Annotated in this window: 21 protein-coding genes; 17 read left to right on the plus strand and 4 right to left on the minus strand. The window is 57.8% G+C overall.

The features are described 5' to 3' along the window. Positions 1–115: 115 nt before the first annotated feature. On the plus strand, positions 116–712 hold the full coding sequence (locus tag ADB08_RS10005; RefSeq protein WP_224784081.1) for a TetR/AcrR family transcriptional regulator: 597 nt from the start codon (positions 116–118) through the stop codon (positions 710–712). A gap of 51 nt (positions 713–763) precedes the next feature. On the opposite strand, the gene nadE is transcribed toward ADB08_RS10005, so the two are convergent. After that, the gene (nadE, locus tag ADB08_RS10010) at positions 764–1,615 is read right to left on the minus strand and encodes an ammonia-dependent NAD(+) synthetase (protein ID WP_049172856.1); all 852 of its coding nucleotides are present in this window, start codon (positions 1,613–1,615) and stop codon (positions 764–766) included. A gap of 38 nt (positions 1,616–1,653) precedes the next feature. Between nadE and ADB08_RS10015 the strand changes: the two genes are divergently transcribed. The 11 genes from ADB08_RS10015 (at position 1,654) to ADB08_RS10065 (ending at position 15,530) form a co-directional block, all read left to right on the plus strand. Continuing rightward, a complete protein-coding gene (locus tag ADB08_RS10015; RefSeq protein WP_152682218.1) occupies positions 1,654–3,135 on the plus strand; it encodes a sugar porter family MFS transporter in 1,482 nt (493 codons plus the stop codon). A 251-nt stretch (positions 3,136–3,386) separates the two neighbouring features. Next, positions 3,387–3,509, plus strand: a complete 123-nt coding sequence (ykgO, locus tag ADB08_RS10020; protein WP_005511141.1) for a type B 50S ribosomal protein L36 — start codon at positions 3,387–3,389, stop codon at positions 3,507–3,509. Positions 3,510–4,262: 753 nt separating this feature from the next. Further along, positions 4,263–4,487 carry a glutaredoxin-like protein NrdH gene (gene nrdH, locus ADB08_RS10025; protein ID WP_005511161.1) on the plus strand — a complete coding sequence of 75 codons (225 nt, stop codon included), beginning with the start codon at positions 4,263–4,265 and terminating at the stop codon, positions 4,485–4,487. Between the two features lie 85 nt (positions 4,488–4,572). Further along, positions 4,573–4,995: a class Ib ribonucleoside-diphosphate reductase assembly flavoprotein NrdI gene (gene nrdI / locus ADB08_RS10030; RefSeq protein WP_049172860.1), complete on the plus strand. Its 423-nt coding sequence runs from the start codon at positions 4,573–4,575 to the stop codon at positions 4,993–4,995. Positions 4,996–5,168: 173 nt separating this feature from the next. Further along, on the plus strand, positions 5,169–7,313 hold the full coding sequence (gene nrdE, locus ADB08_RS10035) for a class 1b ribonucleoside-diphosphate reductase subunit alpha (RefSeq protein WP_172620253.1): 2,145 nt from the start codon (positions 5,169–5,171) through the stop codon (positions 7,311–7,313). A 235-nt stretch (positions 7,314–7,548) separates the two neighbouring features. After that, positions 7,549–8,274 (plus strand): purine-nucleoside phosphorylase, encoded by a 726-nt coding sequence (deoD, locus tag ADB08_RS10040; protein WP_016422251.1) that lies wholly within the window; start codon positions 7,549–7,551, stop codon positions 8,272–8,274. A gap of 50 nt (positions 8,275–8,324) precedes the next feature. Then, positions 8,325–9,770 (plus strand): MFS transporter, encoded by a 1,446-nt coding sequence (locus ADB08_RS10045; protein ID WP_016422252.1) that lies wholly within the window; start codon positions 8,325–8,327, stop codon positions 9,768–9,770. A gap of 337 nt (positions 9,771–10,107) precedes the next feature. Then, positions 10,108–11,124 carry a class 1b ribonucleoside-diphosphate reductase subunit beta gene (gene nrdF, locus ADB08_RS10050; RefSeq protein ID WP_016422253.1) on the plus strand — a complete coding sequence of 339 codons (1,017 nt, stop codon included), beginning with the start codon at positions 10,108–10,110 and terminating at the stop codon, positions 11,122–11,124. 330 nt (positions 11,125–11,454) lie between these two features. After that, complete coding sequence (gene ctaD, locus ADB08_RS10055) at positions 11,455–13,155, plus strand: cytochrome c oxidase subunit I (RefSeq protein WP_005511131.1); 1,701 nt, start codon at positions 11,455–11,457, stop codon at positions 13,153–13,155. Positions 13,156–13,434: 279 nt separating this feature from the next. Next, positions 13,435–14,727, plus strand: coding sequence for a phosphoserine phosphatase SerB (serB, locus tag ADB08_RS10060; RefSeq protein ID WP_049172863.1), 1,293 nt, complete (start codon positions 13,435–13,437; stop codon positions 14,725–14,727). Then, positions 14,727–15,530, plus strand: coding sequence for an aminoacyl-tRNA hydrolase (locus tag ADB08_RS10065; protein ID WP_016422256.1), 804 nt, complete (start codon positions 14,727–14,729; stop codon positions 15,528–15,530). Before serB ends, ADB08_RS10065 begins: the two co-directional genes overlap by 1 nt. Here ADB08_RS10065 and ADB08_RS10070 read toward each other — a convergent pair. From ADB08_RS10070 to ADB08_RS10080, 3 genes are all read right to left on the minus strand, one after another. After that, positions 15,521–17,104, minus strand: a complete 1,584-nt coding sequence (locus tag ADB08_RS10070; protein ID WP_049172864.1) for an AMP-binding protein — start codon at positions 17,102–17,104, stop codon at positions 15,521–15,523. The two genes, ADB08_RS10065 and ADB08_RS10070, sit on opposite strands and share 10 nt — an antisense overlap. 182 nt (positions 17,105–17,286) lie before the next feature. Beyond that, positions 17,287–19,275 carry an ATP-dependent DNA helicase gene (locus ADB08_RS10075; protein ID WP_172954634.1) on the minus strand — a complete coding sequence of 663 codons (1,989 nt, stop codon included), beginning with the start codon at positions 19,273–19,275 and terminating at the stop codon, positions 17,287–17,289. A gap of 128 nt (positions 19,276–19,403) precedes the next feature. Then, complete coding sequence (locus ADB08_RS10080; RefSeq protein WP_016422259.1) at positions 19,404–20,714, minus strand: nicotinate phosphoribosyltransferase; 1,311 nt, start codon at positions 20,712–20,714, stop codon at positions 19,404–19,406. A gap of 81 nt (positions 20,715–20,795) precedes the next feature. Between ADB08_RS10080 and clpS the strand changes: the two genes are divergently transcribed. The 5 genes from clpS to murI all read left to right on the plus strand — a co-directional run bounded on the left by clpS (position 20,796) and on the right by murI (position 24,526). Then, entirely contained in the window at positions 20,796–21,089 is a 294-nt protein-coding gene (gene clpS, locus ADB08_RS10085; protein WP_005511165.1) for an ATP-dependent Clp protease adapter ClpS, read from the plus strand. A gap of 30 nt (positions 21,090–21,119) precedes the next feature. Beyond that, positions 21,120–21,671: a DUF2017 domain-containing protein gene (locus ADB08_RS10090; protein WP_005511188.1), complete on the plus strand. Its 552-nt coding sequence runs from the start codon at positions 21,120–21,122 to the stop codon at positions 21,669–21,671. A gap of 85 nt (positions 21,672–21,756) precedes the next feature. After that, positions 21,757–22,860: a P1 family peptidase gene (locus ADB08_RS10095; RefSeq protein WP_049172868.1), complete on the plus strand. Its 1,104-nt coding sequence runs from the start codon at positions 21,757–21,759 to the stop codon at positions 22,858–22,860. 16 nt (positions 22,861–22,876) lie between these two features. Further along, positions 22,877–23,551 carry a rhomboid family intramembrane serine protease gene (locus tag ADB08_RS10100; protein ID WP_016422263.1) on the plus strand — a complete coding sequence of 225 codons (675 nt, stop codon included), beginning with the start codon at positions 22,877–22,879 and terminating at the stop codon, positions 23,549–23,551. Positions 23,552–23,659: 108 nt separating this feature from the next. Further along, on the plus strand, positions 23,660–24,526 hold the full coding sequence (gene murI / locus ADB08_RS10105) for a glutamate racemase (protein WP_370545756.1): 867 nt from the start codon (positions 23,660–23,662) through the stop codon (positions 24,524–24,526). The last annotated feature ends 11 nt before the right edge of the window (positions 24,527–24,537 follow it).

The raw sequence follows: 24,537 nt of genomic DNA on the forward strand, positions 1-24,537 counted from the left end.
CGTGCAAAGGCAGCTTTTAGTGACTGAGCACCGCCGTTAGCTGTTTTTTAAAAATTGTTGGGTTAAATTACCCAAAAGCGCCCTAAGTGAGATTCAACCCGTTACAGTCGCAAATGTGACGTGCACCATAGAATCGACCGATGGGGTGCCAGCGCAGCCCGATGTGCGCAGGCAGTCTCCACGTATGCAGAAGATCGTAGATGAAGCGCGCGCGATGCTGCGCGAATCGGGCTGGAGTGCTATCAGCATGCGCCGCCTAGCGGCGCGGCTCGATGTGAAGGCGCCATCGCTGTACAAGCACATCAGCGGTAAAGAAGAGCTCCTTCAGCTGTTGCTGACCGAGAGCCTCGAGAATCTGGGCAAGCGTATTCATGCTGCCATTGATGAGGAATGCACTTCGGCGTCTCTGCTGCAGGCGTACCGCCAGGCAGTTCTCGACGATCCGCATGGTTACCGGCTGATGAGTCGCACTAATTTCGTGAATGTCGTCTCGCCTTCGTCGTTGGATGCCTGGATTCGCGATGCATTCATTAAGGTTGCCGGCGATGAGCCTAAGGGATTGGCCATGTGGGCGTTCGCCCACGGTTTGGTGACCGCCGAGCTGGTCCAGGATGGTTCACCTGCGCTGGAACCCAGCGCCGAAGCCGGTGCGGCAGACAGCTTGGCCGCAGTTGGGGCTATTTGGGACGCTGGCGCGGAGGCCTTCTCTTAAGGGGTTTGCTGCTCTGTCCGGGACGCTAGATCGGTGGCCCGGGGCAGTAGCCTAGCGCCACCAGGAATCGGCCGGTCCGGGCGGGACGGCTCGCTTGTGCCGGGAAATGGAGTAGAGGTGCTCGATTCGCGCGGCATCCTCATCTGAGACAGCCTTGCCTTCGAGGTAGTCGTCGATGGCGGTATAGGTCACCCCGAGCGCAACTTCGTCGGGAAGCGCAGGGCGGTCTTCTTCCAGGTCGGCCGTCGGCACCTTCTCCCACGTACTGGCTGGTGCGCCGAGGTGACGGAGTAAGGCCGCGCCCTGGCGCTTGCTCAGCCCCTGCAGCGGGACGAGGTCGCAGGCGCCGTCGCCGTGCTTGGTGTAGAAGCCGGTGACCGCCTCCGCGGCGTGATCTGTGCCGATGACCAAAGCGCCGTCAACACCCGCCACTGCGTACTGGGCAATCATTCGCATGCGGGCCTTAATATTTCCCTTGTTGGAATCGCTGATAGCGCTGCCGGCCAGGGCATCGGTGACCTGGGTGGTTATCGCGGCGGTGGCCGGTGCGATATCGATAGTTAGCCTTTGGTCAGGCTGAATGAATTGCAGTGCCACCTGTGCGTCGTCCTCATCGGCCTGGACGCCGTGGGGGAGGCGAATGGCAATGAAAGTGGCATCCTCACCGCCGTCGCGAAGCTTTTCGACGGCCAACTGCGCTAGACGCCCGGCCAGCGTGGAGTCTTGGCCGCCAGAAATTCCGAGCACGAATCCCTTGGCGTGCGCGGTGCGGAAATAATCGCAGAGAAAATCGACTCGGCGGCTGATTTCCTCGGCGGCATTGATGGTGGGCTGGACGTGGAGGTCGTTAATAATCTCCGACTGGAGGGGATGCGGGAAATCCTGTGTGCCTACTGGGGTCATGAGCCTCACTCTACCGCTAGTTCCGGACGGGAAAAGGGATGATTTTCCTGCCAGAAGAGTGCCAAAACTCTCATCTTTATCGAGTAAGTGCTGTTCGGATAGGGGGTCTTTGCCCGGACGGTGGCAAGATTTCCAGCGTGAGTACAACCGAACAGAATAAGACTGGACCGAACCGGGAAACCACCACATCTCGGTCGATAGCCGTGGCTATCATCGCCGCTCTGGGCGGCCTCCTCTTTGGTTACGACACCGGTGTCATCTCGGGCGCGCTGCTGTATATCCAGCGCTCTTTTGAGCTGACTCCAGGACAGGAGTCCACTGTCACCGCCATGCTCTTGGTCGGTGCGGCTATCGGTGCGTTCCTGGGCGGTCGCGTAGCGGACTCCCTGGGGCGCCGTGGCACCATCCTGCTCGGAGCGGTCGGCTTCATCATCGGCAGTATCTGGTGCGCTTTCGCTGCTAGTGCGTTTTCGCTGGGTGCTGCGCGTACTTTGCTCGGCGTCTGTATCGGTGGTGTTTCCATCGTCGTACCGATGTACATCTCCGAAATGGCACCACCGCATGTGCGTGGACGCCTGGTCAGCCTGAACTCGCTGATGATCGTGATTGGTCAGCTGGTGGCGTTCCTCACCAACTCCGCCCTAGCCTCCTCCGGTAACTGGCGACTCATGCTTGGATTCGGCGCTGTCCCCGGCATCGTGCTGCTCATCGGCATGCTGGTTCTGCCGGACACACCGGCTTACCTCGTCCGTCGGGGACAGGAGGGCAAGGCGCTGGCCGTGCTGCGTCAGATGCAGGGAGATGAGGCGACGTTGGCTGAGGTTGCCGTTGGTGAGGCGTCGTCAAGCGCCGATCAGCGTGCAGCAGAGCGTCTGGCCGTGAAAACCCCGTGGGTGCGACGCACCGTCATCATTGCGATGCTGATTGGCGTGACGCAGCAGGTCACGGGTGCGAACGCGATTATGTATTTCGCGCCGACGATGATGAACAAGGTTGGCTTGTCGACGGAAAGCTCTGTCTACACCTCCATCATCATCGGTATCGCCTCGGTGATCTCGTGTGCAATCGGTATGAGCATTATTGACCGCGTTGGTCGCCGGCGAATGCTGATTATCGGTTTGGTGGGCTGTGCAAGCTCGCTGCTCGTGCTGGCGCCCGTCTATGGCCTGTCGAGTAACTCTTCGACGGGTGCCATGATGTCGCTTCTGCTGATGACTGTATTTATCGTGTTTCAGCAGGCGGCTGTGTCAGTGGCGACCTGGCTCCTGATTTCCGAGATTGTCCCGACAGAAGCCCGTGGCCTGGGTATGGGGCTGGCAGGTCTCGCGCTCTGGGTTGCGAACTGGTTTGTGGCGCAGGCATTTCTCCCGATGGTGGATGCTGTCGGTGGTGCGTGGTCGTTCTTCTTCTTTGCCATCACGGGCGCAATTGCGCTGGTATTCACCATCAAGGCGGTGCCGGAGACTTCGGGCAAGACACTTGCCGAGGTCCGCGAGTACATGATTGCTGCTGCCAAATAGAGAAGCGGAGGCAGTTGCAACGTGGGGAGTCGCAATCTTGGGGTTGACCGTCAAAGGACATGTTTCCCCCGGATTTTTGGAGTTATTCCGCTTATTAGGTAGTATGGCAACTCGTGTCGTAACGCATACTCTTTGATATTTCTTCGGATTATCAGGAAGGGTGCGTTGCCAGGCAGTCACTGGGGTGATTGTCCGGGGAGAGTGCAGTGTGCACATTCCCGTTTCGGAGCCGAGTAGAAAGGAGCGCCCGAATGAAGGTCCGCAAGTCCCTTCGGTCGCTGAAGAACAAGCCGGGCGCTCAGGTCGTGCGCCGTCGTGGCAAGGTCTACGTGATCAACAAGAAGGAGCCGCGCTTCAAGGCCCGCCAGGGCTAAGCCTTATTTAGGCTAGCGCGAAGCAAATAGCTTCCTCATTTATTGCCAAAACCGCAATCTGAAGTCGCAGTTTTACTGTGGCTAAAGGTTGCGGTTTTTGGTTTTTAGGGAGGGGAGGTTCAGGCGGTTACTGCGTTTATGGCTGGCGGCGGTGGGGCGATGGAAGTTACTGACTACGTTTATGACAGAAATGGCTCGAAAAATGGCTTGAAAGTGTCATAAACTTACACAGTTTCACATGTGCAGCCCATGTTCACATGTGCAGCCCGTGATTTTTTGAGATCGCTGCTGAGTCCGAAGTTGGGCAGGGGAGGGACAGGGAAGGGGAGGGGCGGTGCGGCGCCTGGTATTGGTGTGATTGGCCTCGAGCTGTCTTGCAGTAATTGGTTTAACCAAAAGGCGCCGATAGTTGTTTTTCTACGATTTTCTAGAATTTTTAGCGTGAAATTACAAGGTTGTGGTGCGTCTGTGTACAACATCTTGTGCGCCAGAGATCTCCGAACAGGGAATACCATGGTTGTGAGTACTACATCTAGTATGACTAGAGTTTTCTAGGCACCAAGTGTAGTGTTTTCGATGTCGAGCCAAGGATAGCTAAAAGGATCTGTCGGCCACCCGTACTCGGTTTCTCATGGACCTCCGGGAGCTTTCAGTCATTCAATCAATCCGCTGATTCCTCGGCCGCTTCCGTTGTTTGTACGAAGTCGATCCGATTCATTGGTCTTACTCAAAGCCAGAAAGTTTGTGAGAGTCATGGTTACCGTTTACAGCAAGCCTGCATGTGTCCAGTGCCGCGCTACCACTCGCGCCCTCGATAAGGCTGGAATTGCCTACGATATCGTCGACATCACCATGGATGATGAGGCTCGGGATTACGTCATGGCTCTCGGTCATCTCCAGGCGCCGGTCGTTGACACTGGCACTGAGACCTGGTCGGGTTTCCGCCCGGACCGCATCAAGGCTCTCCAGGCAGCTTAAGAATCACACACCTCCCCGCAGATTTCGTTGACCACCCGGGAAACGAAGATTGCGGGGGTTTTGCGATGTAAAGGGTGAAGCTCTCATGCTGGTGGTGTATTTCTCCTCGGCGACGGGGAATACACACAAGTTTGTTGAAAAGCTAGATATCAAAAATGCCCGCATTCCCATCCGTCGTAATGAGCCGGAGCTTATCGTCGATGAGCCCTACGTCCTCATTTGCCCGACTTATGGTGGCGGCGCTTCCATCAGCGGCGGTAACTCAAGGCCAGTTCCTCCGCAGGTCATCAAATTTCTTAATAATGAGCACAACCGCTCTTTCATCCGAGGTGTGACTGCTGCCGGCAATCTCAACTTCGGTGAGGACTTCTGTAAAGCAGGGGATGTCATCTCCTACAAGTGCAAGGTTCCATATTTATATCGCTTCGAGCTGATGGGAACCGACCATGATGTGCAGCGAGTCAGAGAAGGGCTAGGGGAGTTCTTCCACGGTAGAGCCAGCGCTTAAGTTGGCTAGCCTCAGTGTCGAGGGAAGGGGCACTGAGACAACCGAATGGGTGCGCTCGCGGAAGCCGTCGTAAAGCGGTGCGCGAGGAAAATAGCTAGATTGGATTGCTCTGGGCAGTGATTGAACAGACCCTGCGCAGGCAAATGAATATTAAAGGAGTCAACGTGTCGGAAATGGGCAAGCAGGTCGCGGAGCCGGTGGGCGAGGACAAGCTGGATTACCACGCGCTCAATGCGCTGCTGAATCTGTACGGTGAAGACGGCAAGATTCAGTTCGATAAGGACCGCATGGCTGCGCGACAGTTCTTCTTGCAGCATGTCAATCAGAACACTGTGTTCTTCCATAACTTGCGGGAGAAGCTCGATTACCTGGTAGAGAACCATTACTACGAGGCTGAGGTTCTGGAGAAGTACGAATTTGAGGACGTCAAGGCGCTGTTCAAGCAGGCCTACGCCCACAAGTTCCGTTTTCAGACTTTCCTGGGTGCTTACAAGTACTACACCTCGTACACGCTGAAGACTTTCGACGGCAAGCGTTACTTGGAGCGCTACGAAGACCGTGTGTGCATGGTTGCTCTTACGCTTGCCGACGGCGACTTGGGGCTCGCGCAGCACCTGGTTGATGAGATCATCGCCGGACGCTTCCAGCCTGCTACTCCTACATTCCTCAACTCCGGTAAGGCCCAGCGCGGCGAGCCGGTGAGCTGCTTCCTGCTGCGTATCGAGGACAACATGGAGTCCATTGGCCGCGCCATCAACTCCTCGCTGCAGCTGTCCAAGCGCGGCGGTGGTGTGGCGCTGCTGCTGAGCAACCTGCGTGAACAGGGCGCTCCGATTAAGCACATCGAGAATCAGTCTTCCGGTGTCATCCCGGTTATGAAGCTGCTGGAGGACTCCTTCTCCTACGCTAACCAGCTGGGTGCTCGCCAGGGAGCAGGCGCTGTCTACCTGCACGCGCACCACCCGGACATCATGCGCTTCCTGGATACCAAGCGTGAGAACGCGGACGAGAAGATTCGCATCAAGTCGCTGTCGCTCGGCGTTGTCATTCCGGACATCACGTTCGAGCTGGCCAAGCGTAACGACGACATGTACCTCTTCAGCCCGTACGATGTCGAGCGTGTCTACGGTAAGCCGTTCGCGGACATTAGCATCACCGAGAATTACGCGGATATGGTCGAGGACCCGCGTATTCGTAAGCAGAAGATCAACGCGCGTCAGTTCTTCCAGACCATCGCTGAGATTCAGTTTGAGTCCGGCTACCCGTACATCATGTTCGAGGACACGGTTAACCGCGCGAACCCGATTGAGGGCCGCATTAACATGTCGAACCTCTGCTCGGAGATTCTGCAGGTCAACACCCCGTCGACCTACAATGCGGACCTGTCCTACGAGCACGTGGGTGAGGACATTTCCTGTAACCTCGGTTCGCTGAATATTGCGATGACCATGGACTCGCCGGACTTTGGTCGCACTGTCGAGACTGCCATCCGTGGCCTGACTGCGGTCAGTGAGCAGACTTCTATTGACTCGGTGCCATCGATTCGCAAGGGCAACGACGGATCTCACGCCATCGGCCTGGGGCAGATGAACCTGCACGGCTACCTTGGCCGCGAGAAGATTATGTACGGCTCGGAAGAGGGCCTGGACTTCACCAACGCCTACTTCGCAGCAGTGCTCTACGCAGTCCTGCGCGCATCCAACAAGATTGCTCGCGAGCGCGGTCAGAAGTTCGTCAACTTTGAGAACTCTGACTACGCCAGCGGCAAGTACTTCGATAACTTCGATCCGGCAGAGTTCCAGCCGAAGACTCAGCACGTCAAGGAGATCTTCGAGAACTCCACCGCGCACATTCCGGACGCTGAGGACTGGGCGCAACTGAAGGCCGACGTCATGGAGTACGGCCTGTTCAACCGTAACCTGCAGGCAGTGCCGCCGACCGGTTCGATTTCCTACATCAACAACTCGACCTCGTCGATTCACCCGATTGCATCTCAGATTGAGATTCGCAAGGAGGGCAAGATCGGTCGCGTATACTATCCGGCTCCGCACTTGGACAATGACAACCGTGAGTACTTCCAGGACGCCTACGAAATCGGCTACGAGAAGATCATTGACACTTACGCGGTCGCTACCAAGTATGTTGACCAGGGACTGTCGCTGACCTTGTTCTTCAAGGACACGGTGAGCACTCGTGACCTCAACCGTGCGCAGATTTACGCATGGCGCAAGGGTATTAAGACTCTGTACTACATCCGCCTGCGTCAGGTTGCGCTGGAGGGTACTGAGGTCGAGGGTTGCGTATCCTGCATGCTTTAAGCAAGCGTGCTTGAGGGCTAGGCATCTAGTGCTTCAGTTGTAGCGCATTGAAGGCGCGAGAATTTCCCCGAGTTTTGCCGGGAGATTCTCGCGCCTTTTTCGTCACTCCACCCAATTGGGAACAAATGTAAATATCACTATTGACGGTTGTAATCCAGGTAATTAACCTGGGCAGTGGTACACCAATGTTCGCATAATTTTCACCCACGGCTAGTGGGGGAAGGGGCTGGAAGCCATGTCCGATACCACTGGTAAGAGCACTCCACACATCAACCCAAAGGGTGCGCCGATTGCAGAAACCATTTTGTTGCCAGGTGACCCGCTGCGTGCCAAGTTCATTGCGGAGACCTATTTGGACGATGTCGTTCAGTTCAACAAAGTTCGCAACATGTTGGGCTTTACCGGCACCTACCAGGGGCAGGAAGTGTCCGTCATGGGATCCGGTATGGGCATTCCGTCTATCTCGCTGTACTCCTGGGAACTTATCCATGTTTTCGGCTGCAAGAAGCTGATTCGCGTCGGTTCCTGCGGCGCGTTGCAGCCGGAGCTGGACCTGTATGACGTGGTTATCGGCCAGACGGCATCGACGGACTCCAATTTTCTATCGCAGTACAACTTGCCGGGAACGTTCGCCCCGTCCGCATCTTTCCGTCTGATTGAAGATGTTCGCGATCGTGCCCGCGAGCAGGGCATCACTACACACGTCGGCAACATCTTGTCCAGCGATATTTTCTACAACTTCCAGGATGATGTGAACGACCGTTGGGCACGCATGGGTGTGCTGGCGGTGGAGATGGAATCTGCTGGCCTTTATGCCACCGCCGCCGAGGCCGGTGTGGAGGCCATGGGAATCTTCACTGTGTCGGACAACATCGTCACCGGTGGAAAGACCACTCCGGAAGAACGTGAGAAGGCCTTCACGACGATGATGGAGCTGGCATTGCCGCTGGCTCGACTCTAGTGTCCTGGTCCGCAATCAATTGGCTTGAAGTGTGAAATAGGTACAGTGCGATGAGCAATCCCGCCAGCAATACCAGCTTGAACGTGAATCCCCGTGAAAGCGCAGCGTCCAAGGCTGCCGCGCCAAACCCTAAGGCCGCAGTCCCGGTCTTGCTGTTTTCCTTTGTATTCTGTTTGGTCTTGGACAATGGCTTTAAGTTCATGACCAAGCCGATTGCGGAATCTCTGGACCTCAGTGTCTCCACGGCCAGTCTGCAGGCGACACTCGCCGGTATCTTGATTGGCATTGGAGCGGTGGTGTACGCCGCATTGGCGGACAGCATCAGTATCCGCAAATTGATGATTGTCGGTATCGGCTTCGTCGCCGTGGGCTCTCTACTGGGTTATTTCTTCCAGGGAGTATGGCCAATCGTGCTTACTGCCCGCATTATTCAAACTGCCGGCCTGGCGGCGGCTGAGACACTCTACGTCATCTATGTCACCAAGTACCTAAGCCCAGAAGATCAGAAAACCTACCTCGGCTTTTCCACCGCGGCCTTCCAAGCCGCGCTGCTGATTGGAACGTTGACCTCGGGAATCGTGGCTACCTACATTTCCTGGCCGGCTATGTTCCTGATTTCGCTCATTCTGATAGTTGCCATTCCGTTCCTGATCAAGACAGTTCCGGAGGAGCAGCAGCAGAAGAGTCACCTGGATATCTTTGGCCTGTTCCTCATCGCGGTCATCGCCACTGCGGTGATGCTGTTCATGCAGCAGTTCCAATGGTGGTGGCTGGTTGCCGCTGCGCTGGGCGTCGCGCTCTTTGTCTGGCACATCCGGACACATGACAACGCCGTGGTCAGCCCGTCGTTCTTTACCAATGCTCGCTACGTTTGCGCGCTGATTGTTGTGCTCGTGGTTTACATGGTCCAGTTGGGGTATTCGGCCATTCTGTTGCCGTATATGGTCGACGAGCTCTATGGCATCAACCTCGACGGTGCTGCCTATATCCTCGCGCCGGGCTACCTCTGCGCTGTCATCGTCGGTGTAATGTCTGGCAAGGTTGCCAAGTTCCTGCCCTCGAAGCAGGCCATTGTCGCGGCTATCAGCATCATCATCGTGGCGTTGCTCATCCCCGCAGTGCTGCCGGGGGCCGGTGTTGCCACGGTTATCGTCTCCATGATTCTGTTCCCATCAGGGTTCGCGCTCATGTATGCGCCGTTGGTCGCGACCGCACTGCAGAACATTCCTGCCGCCAAGTCCGGTGTTGCAATCGGTTTCTACAATCTGACGATCAACATTGCCGTACCGGTTGGCATCGCGTTAACGGCCATGCTTGTTGATTCTCGACCGGCCTTCTTCAGCACCCTCTCCATCGCGCAGTCTGAAGCAGAAGGGGTCTCCGCTACCATCGCTTGGTTGCTCGCGCTCATGGCTGTCGTAGGTTTGCTGGTGTACGTCATCTCCGACCGCATCATCAACGACACGGCGGAAAACCGAGAGAAGGTTCACGCCTAGGTTCGCGCAACATCTTGCGCTTGGTGCTTGACGACGGACATTGCGTCGTCAAGCACCTTGTTCTTTGTGTGACGTGGGGTTAGGGGAGGGGCACCGGGAACAAGACTCGGCAAGTGGGGCGATTTCTTCTAGGCCGCGTGCTTAATAATGCGGGTGTGGGTAAGCTGCTAAGGGTAGTGGCTCCTTTCATCGGGAGCCTGACGTTTTGTAGTGGGACAAGGCTGGAATAGCCACCGCTGCAGTCGCTGTTTGAACTCGTAAAGAGTGAAGGACGTTCCTTATATATAAGGTGTGTTCGAAAAACGGCAATATCAATGAAAAAGGGAGAGGTTTCCACGTGAGTTTCGATGATTGCCCACCCTCGACTCCGGCCCACCGTGAGAAGAATCCAGAGTCGCGTGCATGCCCAGTTGCGGCTATTGACTGGAACACGATTCCTGATGATAAGGATCTCGAGGTTTGGGATCGTCTGACCGGTAACTTCTGGTTGCCGGAAAAGGTGCCGCTGTCGAATGACATCAAGAGCTGGAATACGCTCAACGCACTGGAGCAGCGCACCACGATGCGCGTGTTCACTGGTCTGACCATGCTGGACACCATCCAGGGCACGGTAGGTGCAGTATCACTCATTCCAGATGCGCTGACTCCGCACGAGGAAGCTGTGTACACCAATATCGCCTTCATGGAATCGGTGCACGCAAAGAGCTACTCGTCGATTTTCCAGACGCTGGCGTCGACTCCTGAGATTCAGGATGCGTTCCGTTGGGGCGAGGAGAATGAGTACCTGCAGAAGAAGGCCAAGATTATCCTCGACTACTACGAGGGCGATAATCCGCAGAAGAAGAAGGTTGCTTCCACTTTGCTGGAGTCCTTCCTGTTCTACTCGGGCTTCTACCTGCCGATGTACTGGTCCAGCCACGCCAAGCTGACCAACACCGCGGACATTATTCGCCTAATCATTCGTGATGAGGCAGTTCACGGTTACTACATCGGTTACAAGTACCAGCGCAACCTGGAGCGTCTGACCCAGGCCGAACGTGACGAGCTGAAGGATTACACCTTCGACCTCATGTTTGATCTCTACGACAACGAGATTCAGTACACCGAAGAGATGTACGACGAACTCGGTTGGACCGAGGATGTCAAGCGTTTCTTGCGTTACAACGGCAACAAGGCTCTGAACAACTTGGGCTATGAGGGTATGTTCCCGGCCGACGAGACTCGCGTTTCGCCGTCGATCCTGTCGGCCCTGTCGCCGAATGCTGACGAAAACCACGACTTCTTCTCGGGTTCCGGCTCTTCCTACGTCATGGGTAAGGCTGAAGTAACCGAGGATGAGGACTGGGACTTCTAAAAGCACAGGTGTAGGGAACATTCCGCATCGAGCCTCACTCTGGTGACAGCACACACACGGGGGTAGTAGTCCTAGCCTCGACGGTTCCTGCTAAATAGGCGTTAGCCCAGGTTAAGACAATTCTCAGGAAACTAATAGTGTGCTTAGCTGAGTGGGGAAGTGAGCCGGAAAATCCCTTAGCCTTAACTTTTTCCAAGGTTCAGACTAGAATCTGGCACATAGCGGTAGGTGGGTTCGCCGTCGCGTACTCGCCTGCACTATTCTCACAAGGACAAAACTTAAAATCCCTGTAGTGAGTTACAGGAAATCTTCGCGTAGTAAGGAGGAAGAATGACTGCAGTAGCGCCTCGTCCAGATCATGGCGTTGTAGCGCCGGAACGGCCGCAGCCGTTCGGACATGAGCGTAAGGGCAGCTGGGCGTGGGAAATGCTGACCACGACCGACCACAAGAAGCTGGGCATCATGTACATCATTATGTCCTTCTCGTTCTTCTTTGTCGGCGGTCTGATGGCTCTGCTTATCCGTGCTGAGCTCTTCGCCCCAGGACTTCAGTTCCTTTCTAACGAGCAGTTCAACCAGATGTTCACCATGCACGGCACGGTGATGCTGCTTCTGTTCGGTACCCCGATTGTTTGGGGTTTTGCTAACTACATTCTGCCACTTCAGATTGGTGCTCCGGACGTGGCTTTCCCGCGTCTGAACGCTTTCGGCTTCTGGCTGACCACCATTGGTGGCATTCTGATGCTGTCGGGCTTCCTGACCCCGGGTGGTGCTGCTGACTTCGGTTGGACCATGTACTCCCCGCTGTCTGACCCGATTCACTCTCCGGGTGTCGGTTCTGACCTGTGGATTGTCGGTGTCGGTGTTGGTGGTGTCGGTACCATCGCTTCCGCCATTAACATGACCACCACTGTCCTGTGCCTCCGTGCACCAGGCATGACCATGTTCCGTATGCCAATCTTCACCTGGAACATCCTGGTTACCTCGATCCTGGCTCTGCTGATCTTCCCGATTCTGACTGCAGCTGCTCTTGGTGTTTTGTACGACCGTAAGCTGGGCGGTCACATTTACGACCCGGCAAACGGTGGCGCAATGCTGTGGCAGCACCTGTTCTGGTTCTTCGGTCACCCAGAGGTCTACGTCCTGCTGTTGCCGTTCGTGGGCATCATCACCGAGGTCGTTCCGGTCTTTTCCCGTAAGCCGCTGTTCGGCTACGCAGGTATGGTCTTCGCAACCCTGTCTATTGCAGGTCTGTCCATGGCTGTGTGGGCACACCACATGTTCGTGACCGGTGGCGTTCTGCTTCCGTTCTTCTCGTTCATGACCTTCCTGATTTCGGTCCCGACCGGTGTTAAGTTCATCAACTGGATGGGCACCATGTGGCGTGGCCACATGACCTTCGAGGCTCCGATGACTTTCGCTCTCGGCTTCATCGTGACCTTCCTGTTCGGTGGTTTGACCGGTATTATGCTGGCTTCCCCACCGCTGGACTTCCACGTCTCTGATACTTACTTCGTCGTGGCGCACTTCCACTACACCCTGTTCGGTACCCTGGTCTTCGCTTCCTACTCGGGCGTTTACTTCTGGTTCCCGAAGATGACTGGTCGTATGCTCGACGAGAAGCTGGCAAAGGTTCACTTCTGGCTGACCTTCATCGGCTTCAACCTGACCTTCCTGGTCCAGCACTGGCTGGGTAACGAGGGTATGCCGCGTCGTTACGCCGACTACCTCGAGACTGACGGTTTCACCACCCTGAACATGATCTCCACCGTTGGTGCGTTCATCCTGGGTCTGTCTGTTATCCCGTTTGTCTGGAACGTCTTCAAGTCCTGGCGCTACGGTGAGGTCGTCACTGTTGATGACCCGTGGGGTTACGGTAACTCCCTCGAGTGGGCTACTTCTTGCCCGCCGCCGCGCCACAACTTCACCTCGATGCCGCGCATCCGCTCGGAGCGCCCGGCGTTCGAGCTGCACTACCCGCACATGGTTGAGCGTCAGCGCGCAGAGGCCCACGTTGGTCGTCAGCTCTAAGAGCTAGTGGCTACATGGCTGATGCAACTCTGAGTTAATAACTACGCGAAGCTAAGGCCCCATCACGGTTCTCCGTGATGGGGCCTTAGTCTTGTCTTTGAGAGTCTTTCCTAGGGAAGAGGCAGTAAGAGAGCGCAGTAAGAGCAGGGGGGGCGCAGGGAGCGCCAGAAGGGCAAGAGAGCAAGGCGATGGCTAGCGCCTGTCGCTGGCCACCCACTGAAGTGCGGAATCCCACTATGCGATGAGCGCTCTGCCGGGGCTTCATGCGATACTGGATTGGTGAATGAACAGGTAATTACCTCTCCCAGTCAGTCTGTAGATACCGATGCTCTATCGGTTTCGTTGGCACCGGGACTAGCTCCGGTGCTTATTACCGCTGTTGGCCGAGACCGCCCGGGTGTCTCCGCAGCTTTCTTCCGCGTGCTCGCGGCCCACGGAGTTCAAATTTTGGATGTGGAACAGTCGGTGTTCCGCTCTAATCTGAGCCTCGGTGCGCTTGTTGGTGTCACAGAAGAAAAGGTCGGTGTTCTCCGTGAGGGACTCATTGAAACACTGAAGCCTCACGGCATGACTGTCAGTTTCCAGCTGGATGCGCCGATTGAGCGCAGCGATGGCTCCACCCACGCACTTGTCGTGTTGGGCAATCCGGTCAACGCTGAGGATATTTCCCGTATCGGCCGCACTCTTGCTGATTACGGTGCAAACATCGATTCCATTCGCGGTATTGCTGACTACCCAGTCACTGGCCTGGAATTGCTGGTCTCTATTCCGGACCCGAAGCCGGGTGCGGGCATTCCGCTGCGTAAGGCACTGGCCGAGCTTGCACAGGACCAGGACATTGACATCGCAATTGAACGCGCTGGTTTGCAACGCCGCTCCAAGCGCTTGATTTGTTTCGATGTGGACTCGACCTTGATTACCGGTGAGGTCATTGAGATGCTGGCCGCCCATGCTGGTCGCGAGGCGGAGGTTGCAGCGGTTACAGAGCGCGCTATGCGCGGTGAGCTGGACTTCGCCGAGTCACTGCATGAGCGAGTTAAGGCTCTGGCTGGCCTGCCGGTCAGCGTCCTAGAGGAAGTCACTAACTCCATCGAGCTGACTCCAGGCGCCCGCACCACGATCCGCACGCTGAAGCGCCTCGGTTACAAGTGTGGTGCTGTCTCCGGTGGCTTTATCCAGATCTTGGAGCCGCTGGCAAAGGATCTCGGTCTGGACTTTTACAAGGCGAATACCCTCGAGGTCGAGGACGGAAAGCTGACTGGACGCGTGGTCGGCGATGTCGTCGATAGGCAGGAGAAGGCCCGCAGCCTCAAGACGTTCGCCGCAGAGTCGGGGCTTCAGATGCATCAGACCGTTGCGGTCGGCGATGGGGCCAATGACATCGATATGTTGTCGGTCGCAGGCCTTGGTATTGCTTTCAATGCCAAGCCGGCGCTAAAGGAAATCGCTGACACGTCCGTCAACGTTCCATTCATGGACTCGATTCTGTTCATGCTGGGCATTTCCCGCGATGAAATCGACGATGCCGACCGCGAAGATGGCACCTTCCGCCGCGTGCCGTTGGAGCAGTAGTGCAACGCGAGGATCACAAGAATCCAGCTGTCACGGACGCATCATCGGTACCGGAGTGGTTCCGTATCGCCCATAACCTCCTGCCGCAACCTGATAGGGAAGACCACGGCGAGGATGTGCCGTGGGCAATGGCTATTGTGCTTGAGGTTCCGAAGAAGGAACGCCCCTCGCGCACTGCGCTGCTCCGCGCTGCCGCGATGGCTGTGGTTGCTTGTTGCCTGGACGAACGCGCAGGCGATGACACTTCTGCCTATCAACAAGGTCTGGCGTCTTGGTACGGTGCGCGCATCCGCAAGCTCACACGTCGCGCTCGCAATATCGGCTGGCAACGCGCTCAGCTTGCACCGGGTGTCACCGTGGACGTCGACGGCGCGCAAGCTCGCGCACTAGTGCCAACGCCTGTCGACGAAACCTACCCGGAGATTGCCAAACTACAAATTTCCGGCACCGATTTGCCTTACGACGACCCGGAGAACACATCTCCCGGCGCCCCGGGCGACCATGAGAGCGCTGACACCTTTGCTCCGCCAGTGATTTGGGTGGACAAAAACCTGAATATGTCCGTAGGAAAGGTGGCCGCGCAAGTTGGACACGGCTCAATGCTCTATGCGGCCAGTCTGTCGGTCGAGGACGCTTGGGCGTGGGCGCAAAGTGGTTATGCGTTAGATGTGAAAGAAGTACCGCGGGAGCAGTGGCCAGCGCCAGAGCTCCGCGCGGTTGAGGTTCAGGATGCCGGGTTTACCGAGATTGCTCCCGGTTCAGTCACCGTGGCGGTGACCCCTGGGGCAGTAACTCACGACTGAGCGCGTGCTGCCTCCATGGCCTTGAGCTCCTTGCGCAGAATCTTGCCCGTCGCCGACTTCGGGATTTCATCCATGAACTCGACTGCTCGCACCTTCTTGTACGGTGCGACGCGGTCGGCGACGTAGTCCATAATCTCGTCTTCAGTCACCTGCTCGCCCGCCTTGATGACGACGTAAGCTTTAGGAATCTCCTCGCCGTCGGAGCGAACGACACCACTGCAGGCGGCATCGGCAATATCCGGGTGGCTGAGCAGCACGGACTCGAGCTCGGCCGGCGGAACCTGGTAGCCCTTGTACTTAATCAGTTCCTTGAAGCGGTCGACGATGTACACATTCCCGTGTTCGTCGAGTTCCGCAACGTCGCCGGTACGCAGCCAACCGTCGACAAGCGTCTCTGCCGTCGCCTTCGGGTTGTTGAGGTAGCCCTTCATCACCTGTGGACCATGAATCCATAGCTCACCTGCCTCCGAGCGCCCCTCGGCGGGAACCGGGATTTCCTCAAAGCTGTCGGAGTCGAGGTTGACAATCTTGTACTGAGTGTTGGGGACTGCGCGACCGATCGAGTCCAGCGGACTATCGTGGCCGATGCGGATGTGGGCTGCTGGCGAGGACTCGGTCATGCCGAAGCCCTGTGCGACCACGCAGTCAAGGCGCTTTTCCACCTGTTCCGCGAGGTCAAGTTGGAGAGAAGCGGCACCCGAGAAGATTGTCTCCAGGCTGGACAAGTCAAAGGAATCGACAGCTGGGTGCTTGGCCAGGCCCACAGCTACAGGTGGTGCGATGAACGCGAACTTCACCTTGTGCTCGGCGATGATGGACAGGAAATCGACGAGGTCGAACTTGCCCATGGTGTACTGCGTCGTGCGGCGCCACAGGCACAGATTCAGCAGCGCAGTCAGGCCGTAGATGTGGAAAAACGGCAGGATAGTGACAGCCGGGGTGTCCTCGGTCAGCGCGTTGACTGTAGCTCCACCCGCCTGAGCGACGTTGGCCACCAAGTTGCGGTGAGTGAGCTGGACGCCCTTCGGTACACCGGTGGTTCCCGAGGAAAACGGAATCACGGCAACGTCATCGGGTGATACGTCGACGTCCGGGGCGCCGTGCCCCTCGGCAAGCAGCTCGCCCATGCCGTGGAGACCCGTCAGGCCGATAATCATCTCTTCCGGCAGACCAGCAGCCTCAGCGCCGTGGGCGCCAGCCCAACCGATTGAGGAGGTCGTTAGCATCATCTTCGCGTCAGACATCCGGAGTTGGTTTTCAATGTCCTCCGCAGTTGCCAGCGATGCGACCGTCGTGCAGACAGCCCCCGCGCGTAGGACACCGTGAAGAGCGACCGCGAAGGTTGTCGAGTTGGGGCAGTGGAGAGCCACAACGTCGCCCTTCTTAATCCCACGTGCTGCCAGCGCACCCGCAAACTTCTCAATGCTGGCCTTCAGATCACCGAAGGTGACCTCGGAGCCTGAGTCAACGATTGCAAGCTTGTCCTGGTGACGTGGCTCAATTTCTCCGAAGAGGAACTCAAAGAGTGAGGTCTCCGGGATGTCGATGTCGGGGAGGTTGCTGGAAAGGGGCATGCAGGAAATCGCCTTTCTAATCTCGTGCACGGCTGCCAAGTGTCCTGCTTCATTAGCTCGGGCACTGTAGCAGTGCTGTGTTTCACATCACAATAATGTATTGGATAGAAAAGCGTGGGATTTTTTCCAGAAACTATGCCTAATCCAGCGTCACCTCGTGAGCCCAGACAGCCCCCTCTGAATCAGCTTTGGGTCAGCCGCTGCAACGCTCCAGCCGCAATATCCAGGTTGGTCGTCCGCCAGAAGTCAGGCATCGACGCGGCAATCCAGGAACCATAGCGTGCAGTAGCCAACCGTGAATCCAGTACCGCAACAACCCCGCGGTCATCGACTTGGCGTAGCAGACGACCAGAACCCTGCGCCATCAGCAGCGCTGCATGTGTCGCTGAGACCTCCATAAAACCGTTTCGGCCAGCGGCATTAGCCGCATCGGAGCGCGCGGACAAAAGCGGGTCGTCGGGGCGGGGGAACGGGATGCGATCGATGATGACACACGATAGCGATGGGCCAGGAACATCGACGCCTTGCCACAGCGTCAGCGTGCCAAACAAGCATGTCTGCGGATTAGCTGCGAAGCGATCAACCAGAGCACCGATAGAGTCATCGCCTTGGCACAGCACGTCGTAAGGCAGGCGCTTGCGCATTTCCTCCGCCGCTGCCTCGGCGCCTCGGCGAGAAGAAAACAGCCCGAGCGTTCGCCCACCAGCGGCGCGGATGAGGCGCTCCATGATCGCGAACTGCTCCGGTGTGGCGCCGTCGCGTCCAGGTCGTGGCAGGTCGCGTGCGACGTAGAGGATGCCAGATTTCTGCGGGTCAAAGGGCGTGCCGACGTCCAAGCCATCCCACCCACCGGAGGGAAGCCCCCAAGCGGCGGCCATGGCATCGAACTTGCCGCCAAGAGCAAGTGTTGCTGAGGTCAAAACGACGGTGGATTCGCCGAAGAGGCGTTCGCGAAGCAGTGCTGCGATGGACAGGGGAGCGACATAAACTGTCTTGTTCTCGCCAAGCCATACGACATCGTCGCTACTGAACTCTAGAATTCGCACGACTGTGTCGTGCATATTCTCCACGGCAGCGCGGACGGTCTGGCGCTCAGTGTTGTCAGAGTCAGAACTCGAACCACCGGAGCCCGACCCGCCAGAGCTGCCTGAACTAGAGGTGCCTAGCGTGGTCTGTAGTTGCCACAGGCTATCGCGGAGCGAAGCTAGCGCCGCTCCAAGCTCACCGGGAATTTCTTCGAGTGCGCCGCTGTAGGCGTCGGCAAGCAATGCGACGGTCTCGCCGAGTAGATCCGTGGCATCGGTGACATCATCCACCTGCTCTGCGGCTCCGAATTTGCGGGCGCGCCGGGCCATCATGGTGATACCGGCAGGGGAGAGCTCGTCGGTGGCAACAGAGGTGATTCGACCGTCGAGCTCGTGAGCCTCGTCAATGACAACGCAGTCGTGCTGCGGCAAAATCATGGCGTCGGAGAGCGCATCGATGGCCAACAGTGCGTGATTGGTGACAACGATGTCAACGTTGGAGGCCTCGCGGCGGGCTTGTTCGGCGAAACACTCCTCGCCGAAAGGGCAGGAAATGGCACCGACGCATTCGCGAGCCGTGACGGAGACCTGCCGCCAGGCTTCGTTGGAAACGCCCTTGTCCAGGCTGTCGCGGTCGCCGGTGTCGGTGTCATTGGCCCACTCGCGTAGCCGCATGACCTCGGCAGCGGTTCGGCTGAGCTGCGCTTCGCTGAGGAGGGCAGTGGGGCCAACGGCGTCACCTGAGCTGGCCTGCTCGGATTCATCACCGTCCATGACGGGATCTTTGATGACATTTCCGACCTTGGACTTGCACAGGTAGTTCGAGCGGCCCTTGAGGATTGCGAAGGTTGGCGTGCGGGACAAGTGTGGCTCTAGCGAACTGACTAGCCGCGGCAAGTCGCGTTCGACCAGCTGGCGTTGCAGCGCAATGGTCGCCGTGGAAACGATTACAGACTCGTCGGACTCCATTGCTTGCACAATGGCAGGCACCAGGTAGGCCAGCGACTTACCCGTACCGGTGCCTGCCTGTACCGCTAGGTGCCGCTCGCGCGCAAAGGCGGAGGCCACCGACCGGGACATTTTGACCTGATTCGGTCGAGTCGTTCCGCCGAGTCCCTTCACTGCCGCATCGAGAAGAGCTTCGATGCTATCCGCGTTATGGACGCTGGCTCTCGGTGAAGCTAGCTCGTCAACATCGTCAAAGTCCTCAAAGTCGTCCGATAGCTCAGCAAAATCTGCGTGCCCGATACTGTCCGACACAGTTCCCCCGCCGCCTAAACGCCGTGAAAACGGACGGACAGTACCGGCTCGTCACGGGAAAGTGCAAGTCCCTCCCACGGGAGGCTGACCAGCGCTTTAACCAAGTGATCGCGGGACTCCTCCAAGGTCGGTAGACCATCGACGACCTCGCCATCGCGCATCATCGGAATGGTCAGATCGCGGTAGTGCAGGTTGCCCACATCCGGGATTTCTGAGCCGAGCGGGAAAGCGATTTCCTCCACGGCGGTACCGGAACGACGGCAGGTACGAATAGCCGCCTTCACGCCACCGTGGCTTCGCTTGTCCAACGAGCGCTTGGCGACGGGCACCCCATCAACTTCGACCATCTTGTAGACCAGGCCCGCAGTCGGTGCGCCGGAGCCAGTGACTACAGAGGTGCCCACGCCGTAGACATCGACCGGCTCTGCCCTCAGCGCCGCAATGGCGAACTCGTCGAGGTCAGAGGACACTACGATGTTGGTGTTGTGCGCCCCCAGCGAGTCGAGCTGCTGACGCACCTGGCGAGCGAGAACTCCGAGGTCGCCGGAGTCAATACGTACACCGCCGAGTTCCGGACCCGCGACCTCAATAGCCGTATTGACGCCCTCGGTGATGTCGTAGGTATCCACCAACAAAGTGGTGTCGGTTCCCAGTGTGTCAATCTGAGCCTTGAAGGCCGCAGCCTCGTTCGTCGTGCCATCTGGGTTGGTGTGCAACAGAGTCCACGCGTGCGCAGCGGTACCGGAGGCTGGGATGTTGTACCGTGCCGCTGCCTCCAAGTTGGAGGTGGCGCTAAAACCTGCCAGGTAAGCGGCGCGGGCAGCAGTCACAGCTGCTTCTTCATGAGTGCGACGCGAACCCATTTCAATAATCGGGCGCCCACCGGCAGCCGTGACCATTCGGGTTGCTGCCGAGGCGATGGCGGAGTCCGCATTGAGAATGGAGAGAATAACAGTCTCCAAAATGACGCACTCGGCGAAAGTGCCTCGCACCGTCAAAATGGGCGAGGCGGGGAAGTAGAGCTCTCCCTCGCGGTAGCCGTCGACTTGGCCACTGAAGGAATAGTTACGCAGGTAATCCAGCGTCCTGTCATCGAGGAAGTCCAGCGAAGCCAGCTGTTCCTCGGTGAAGCGGAAGTTGCGGATAGCATCCAACACACGCGCTGTACCAGCGACAACGCCATAGCGACGCTCATTCGGCAGGCGACGGCCAAACACCTCGAAGGCGACCTGGCGCTCGCCGGATCCGTCGGCAAGCGATGCCTGCAGCATCGTCAGCTCGTACTTATCGGTGAGAAGGGCGGTGGAGGAATGCTTATCAATCACGGTCAACAGTCTAGTCGGCTGAAGCGGGCCGGGGCAGTCGGTTCCGGCGAGCGCGCGCCACTCCGTACTATCCTGGTGCCTATGAGCATGCCAGCAGCAACACCGATGCCCACTATGGATGCCGATGTCGTGACGGAATCGAACCGACCCTGGCAGTGCATTGTGTGGGATGACCAGGTTAATTCGATGAGTTATGTCACCTACGTGTTTCAGATGCTCTTCGGCATGGACCGAAAGAAGGCGCACGCGCTGATGATGACGGTTCACACGGAGGGCAAGGCAATCGTGTCTTCCGGTGAGCGTGACAAGGTGGAGGCCGATGTGAAGAAGCTCCACAAGGCAGGCTTGTGGGCAACAATGGAGCAGGCTGACTAAGCCGATATTCGACAGCGGGAGAGAATTTACATGCGTCCTTGGAAGCGCAAGCGATCCCTTCTCGGCGGTGGCGTCAAGTACGTCACGGCTTTTGAAGGCACGGAGCGGGATTTGCTGCTGAATCTGGCTGCTACTGTGGCGGACTCGCTGATGGAGCGAGCCCGGTCGGCACCGAAGGATGAGCTCGCGGAAATGACGGGAATGCCTGTCGGACACTCCGAGGCCCCATCCGATCCGAAGCTTGCGCGCCTGTTGCCGGACTTCACCAAGCCGGGTGAGGAGAGCGTGGAGGGGGAAAACGCCCTCATGCGCCAGCTGCATGAATCGGAGATTGTAGAGAGCAAGCTCCATTCCCTGCGTGCGATTATCGACGCCCTGGAGCCCGCCGAGTCGGGGCAGGTATCCATTTCCGAAAGTGATGCCCATGCCTGGGTGGCGGGTATCAATGACCTACGTATTTACCTGCATGTTTCCATGGAGAACCTCAATGGCTCCATCGAACAGATTGAGCAGACCGACGCGATGTACCAGTGGCTGTCCTACAACCAAGAGTCACTGTTGGACCAGCTCATGGGTGAGTAGCGAATCCGAGCAAAACCCCGAAAAGATGCAGTAATCAACTGAGGTTAGCTGCCATGAACTGTGGTGAAAGGTGCCGTGGTCGACAATGAATTCTGAGATCTTCGCAATCAGCCCCACCGACATTCGACACCAAGCCAGCAGTGCTGCGCTGGGCGCGAGCATCGACATCGGCGCAGGCTGTCTCGACTCCATCGACGGCATCTCTATCGGCCATGCTTCTGAGGGGGATACCGGAGTCACCGTCATCGCCGCTCCAGGCGGTGCTGTCGGCGCTGTCGATGTCCGCGGCGGCGGTCCGGGCACCCGCGAGACCGACCTGCTCGCACCGGAGAATACCGTCGAACGCGCCCACGCTGTCGTTTTGGCTGGCGGCTCCGCGTACGGCCTCGCAGCTGCCGACGGAGTTATGCGCGAACTGCGCGACCGCGGCATTGGCTTTGAGGTCACCCCAACTCGTCCGGATATCCTCGTGCCCATCGTTCCCGGTGCTGTCATCTTCGACTTGCTGTTGGGGGAGCCGACGCTGCCCACCGCTGAACTAGGGCGCGAGGCGTTGTCGCACGCGCTTGACGACGTCCCGGAGGACACTCCCTCCGGGACAGTAGGTGCCGGTGTCGGTGCTATGGCCGGGGCAATCAAGGGTGGTTTTGGACAAGCCCGTGTGACCTCCGCCGATGGTAAGTACTTTGTGGCTGCCGCAATGGTGGTGAACTCCTTTGGTGCGGTCATTGACCCGGAGGGACACCTTTACGGAATGCCCGCGGCTGCCGGTGCCAGCAAGGAGGCATTGGCCCGGCTGGACCAGGTTTTCGTCGGTAGAACCAAAATTCTCGCCGATGCGGCTGGCGACGGGGAGTCGTCGGCAAACACGCGAAACACAACGATTGGCACGTTGATAACCAATGCGCCGGTGACAACTGCGCAGTTGAAGCGGTTGGCGATGTGCGGTCATGACGGGTTGGCGCGAGCGATTCGGCCGGCTCATGCGCCGATGGACGGTGACACGCTGTTTGCCCTCAGCTCGGCCGAGGCGGCGGATAGCGGAAACGCTGAACCCGTGGGCTCGGATGTGGTGGCCCTGTTGGCTGCGATGGCGGCCGATGCGGTGCAGATGGCTATTGTCGATGCCGTGATGAGTGCAACGGGACGCGCGGAAGTAGCCGCGCTGTCAGAGATGCTGGACAAGTAGTGAAGGAAGTTCGCCAATGAATCCGCAATGGAGCTCGGGACAACAGCAGAATTACCAGAACTATGCGCAGTACCCGATGGGCGGTCCCGTGCAGACGCGGCGGAATAATCAGATTGTTCCACAGGATCGCGACGGCGGGCTCGGGGCGGCCATCAGTACGGCTATTGGGTACCTGGCACTTATCTGGACGGTCTTTCTTGTCAACGAATTCATCTTTGGTGGGGCGCTGAACAACTTCGGTGTGCGCCCACGCGAAACCTCGACGCTGTGGGGAATTTTGACCGCACCGCTGCTGCACGCAGATTACGGGCACATTGTGGCGAACTCTCTGCCCGGGGCGTTGTTCGCCGGTTTGATTGCAATGTCGTCGAAGCGGCTATTTTGGCAGGTCACACTCTTGATTACGGTCGTTGGTGGCGGTCTGACCTGGCTGGTCGGCGGTGTAAATACCGTCCACATCGGTGCGTCCGGCCTGATTTACGGCTGGCTGGCGTTTTTGGTCGTACGCGGTTTCGTGAATCGTCGGGTGATGCAGATTATTTTGGGCGTGATTCTGGCATCGATGTATTCGGGTCTTATCTGGGGAGTGCTGCCAACACAGATGGCTGTTAGTTGGCAGATGCACCTCTTCGGTGGGCTTGCGGGCATCTGGGCTGCGGTGATGTTTAAGCGCGGTCGTGCACGTGGCTAAGAGTGCACGTCGCTAAGAGCCCGAGGTACGTGGCATCAGCTCCTGACGAAATCGGCCTAGAATAGGAGCTTCGGTGTTTGACCAACGATATGAGGAGTCCAGATAGCGGTGGGAGCAGGAGCAGAAACTCAGGCAGTCAATCAGCTGAGAGCGCAGGATAGCGGCTTCCCCGACCGAACAGCGCCGATTGGCATCTTTGACTCCGGCGTCGGTGGGCTGACAGTGGCACGTGCCATCATGGATCAGCTGCCGCACGAGTCGATTATGTACATCGGCGATACTGCCAACGGCCCTTACGGCCCGTTGCGCATCGCCGAGGTTCGTCAGCACGCGGAAGCGATTGCCGATGAACTGGTTGCACGCGGCTGCAAGATGATTGTCATTGCCTGCAACACGGCTTCGGCCGCATTTTTGCGTGATGCCCGCGAGCGCTACCCAGTCCCAGTAGTCGAGGTCATTCTGCCCGCTGTGCGCCGTGCGGTCTCGACTACCAGGAATGGAAAAGTCGGCGTAATCGGTACCGCCGCCACGATTCGCTCCCGTGCCTACCAAGATCTCTTTGATGCAGTGCCTGGCGTGGATGTCTCTGCGGTCGACTGCCCGCGATTCGTGGACTTTGTCGAGCGAGGAATCACCTCTGGTCGCCAGATTCTGGGACTTGCGGAGGGCTACCTCGCGCCATTGCAGGCCGATGGTGTAGACACCCTCGTTCTGGGCTGCACCCATTATCCGCTGCTGTCTGGTGTGATTCAGCTGGCTATGGGGGAGGACGTCGCCCTAGTGTCGTCGGCGGAGGAGACGTCGAAGGATGTTCTGCGCATCCTCACAAAGACCGACATGCTCGCTGACCCGGAGAGTAATCCGAACCCTGTGCGCACATTCGAATCCACTGGAGATCCGCAAGTTTTTGCATCCCTGGCAAAGCGCTTCCTTGGGCCGGGTATTAGCCAGGTCACTATGCATTCCCAAATGTGACCTTTCTTATT

Source organism: Corynebacterium sp. 239_CJEI, assembly GCF_001055995.1.
Taxonomy (GTDB): domain Bacteria; phylum Actinomycetota; class Actinomycetes; order Mycobacteriales; family Mycobacteriaceae; genus Corynebacterium; species Corynebacterium jeikeium_D.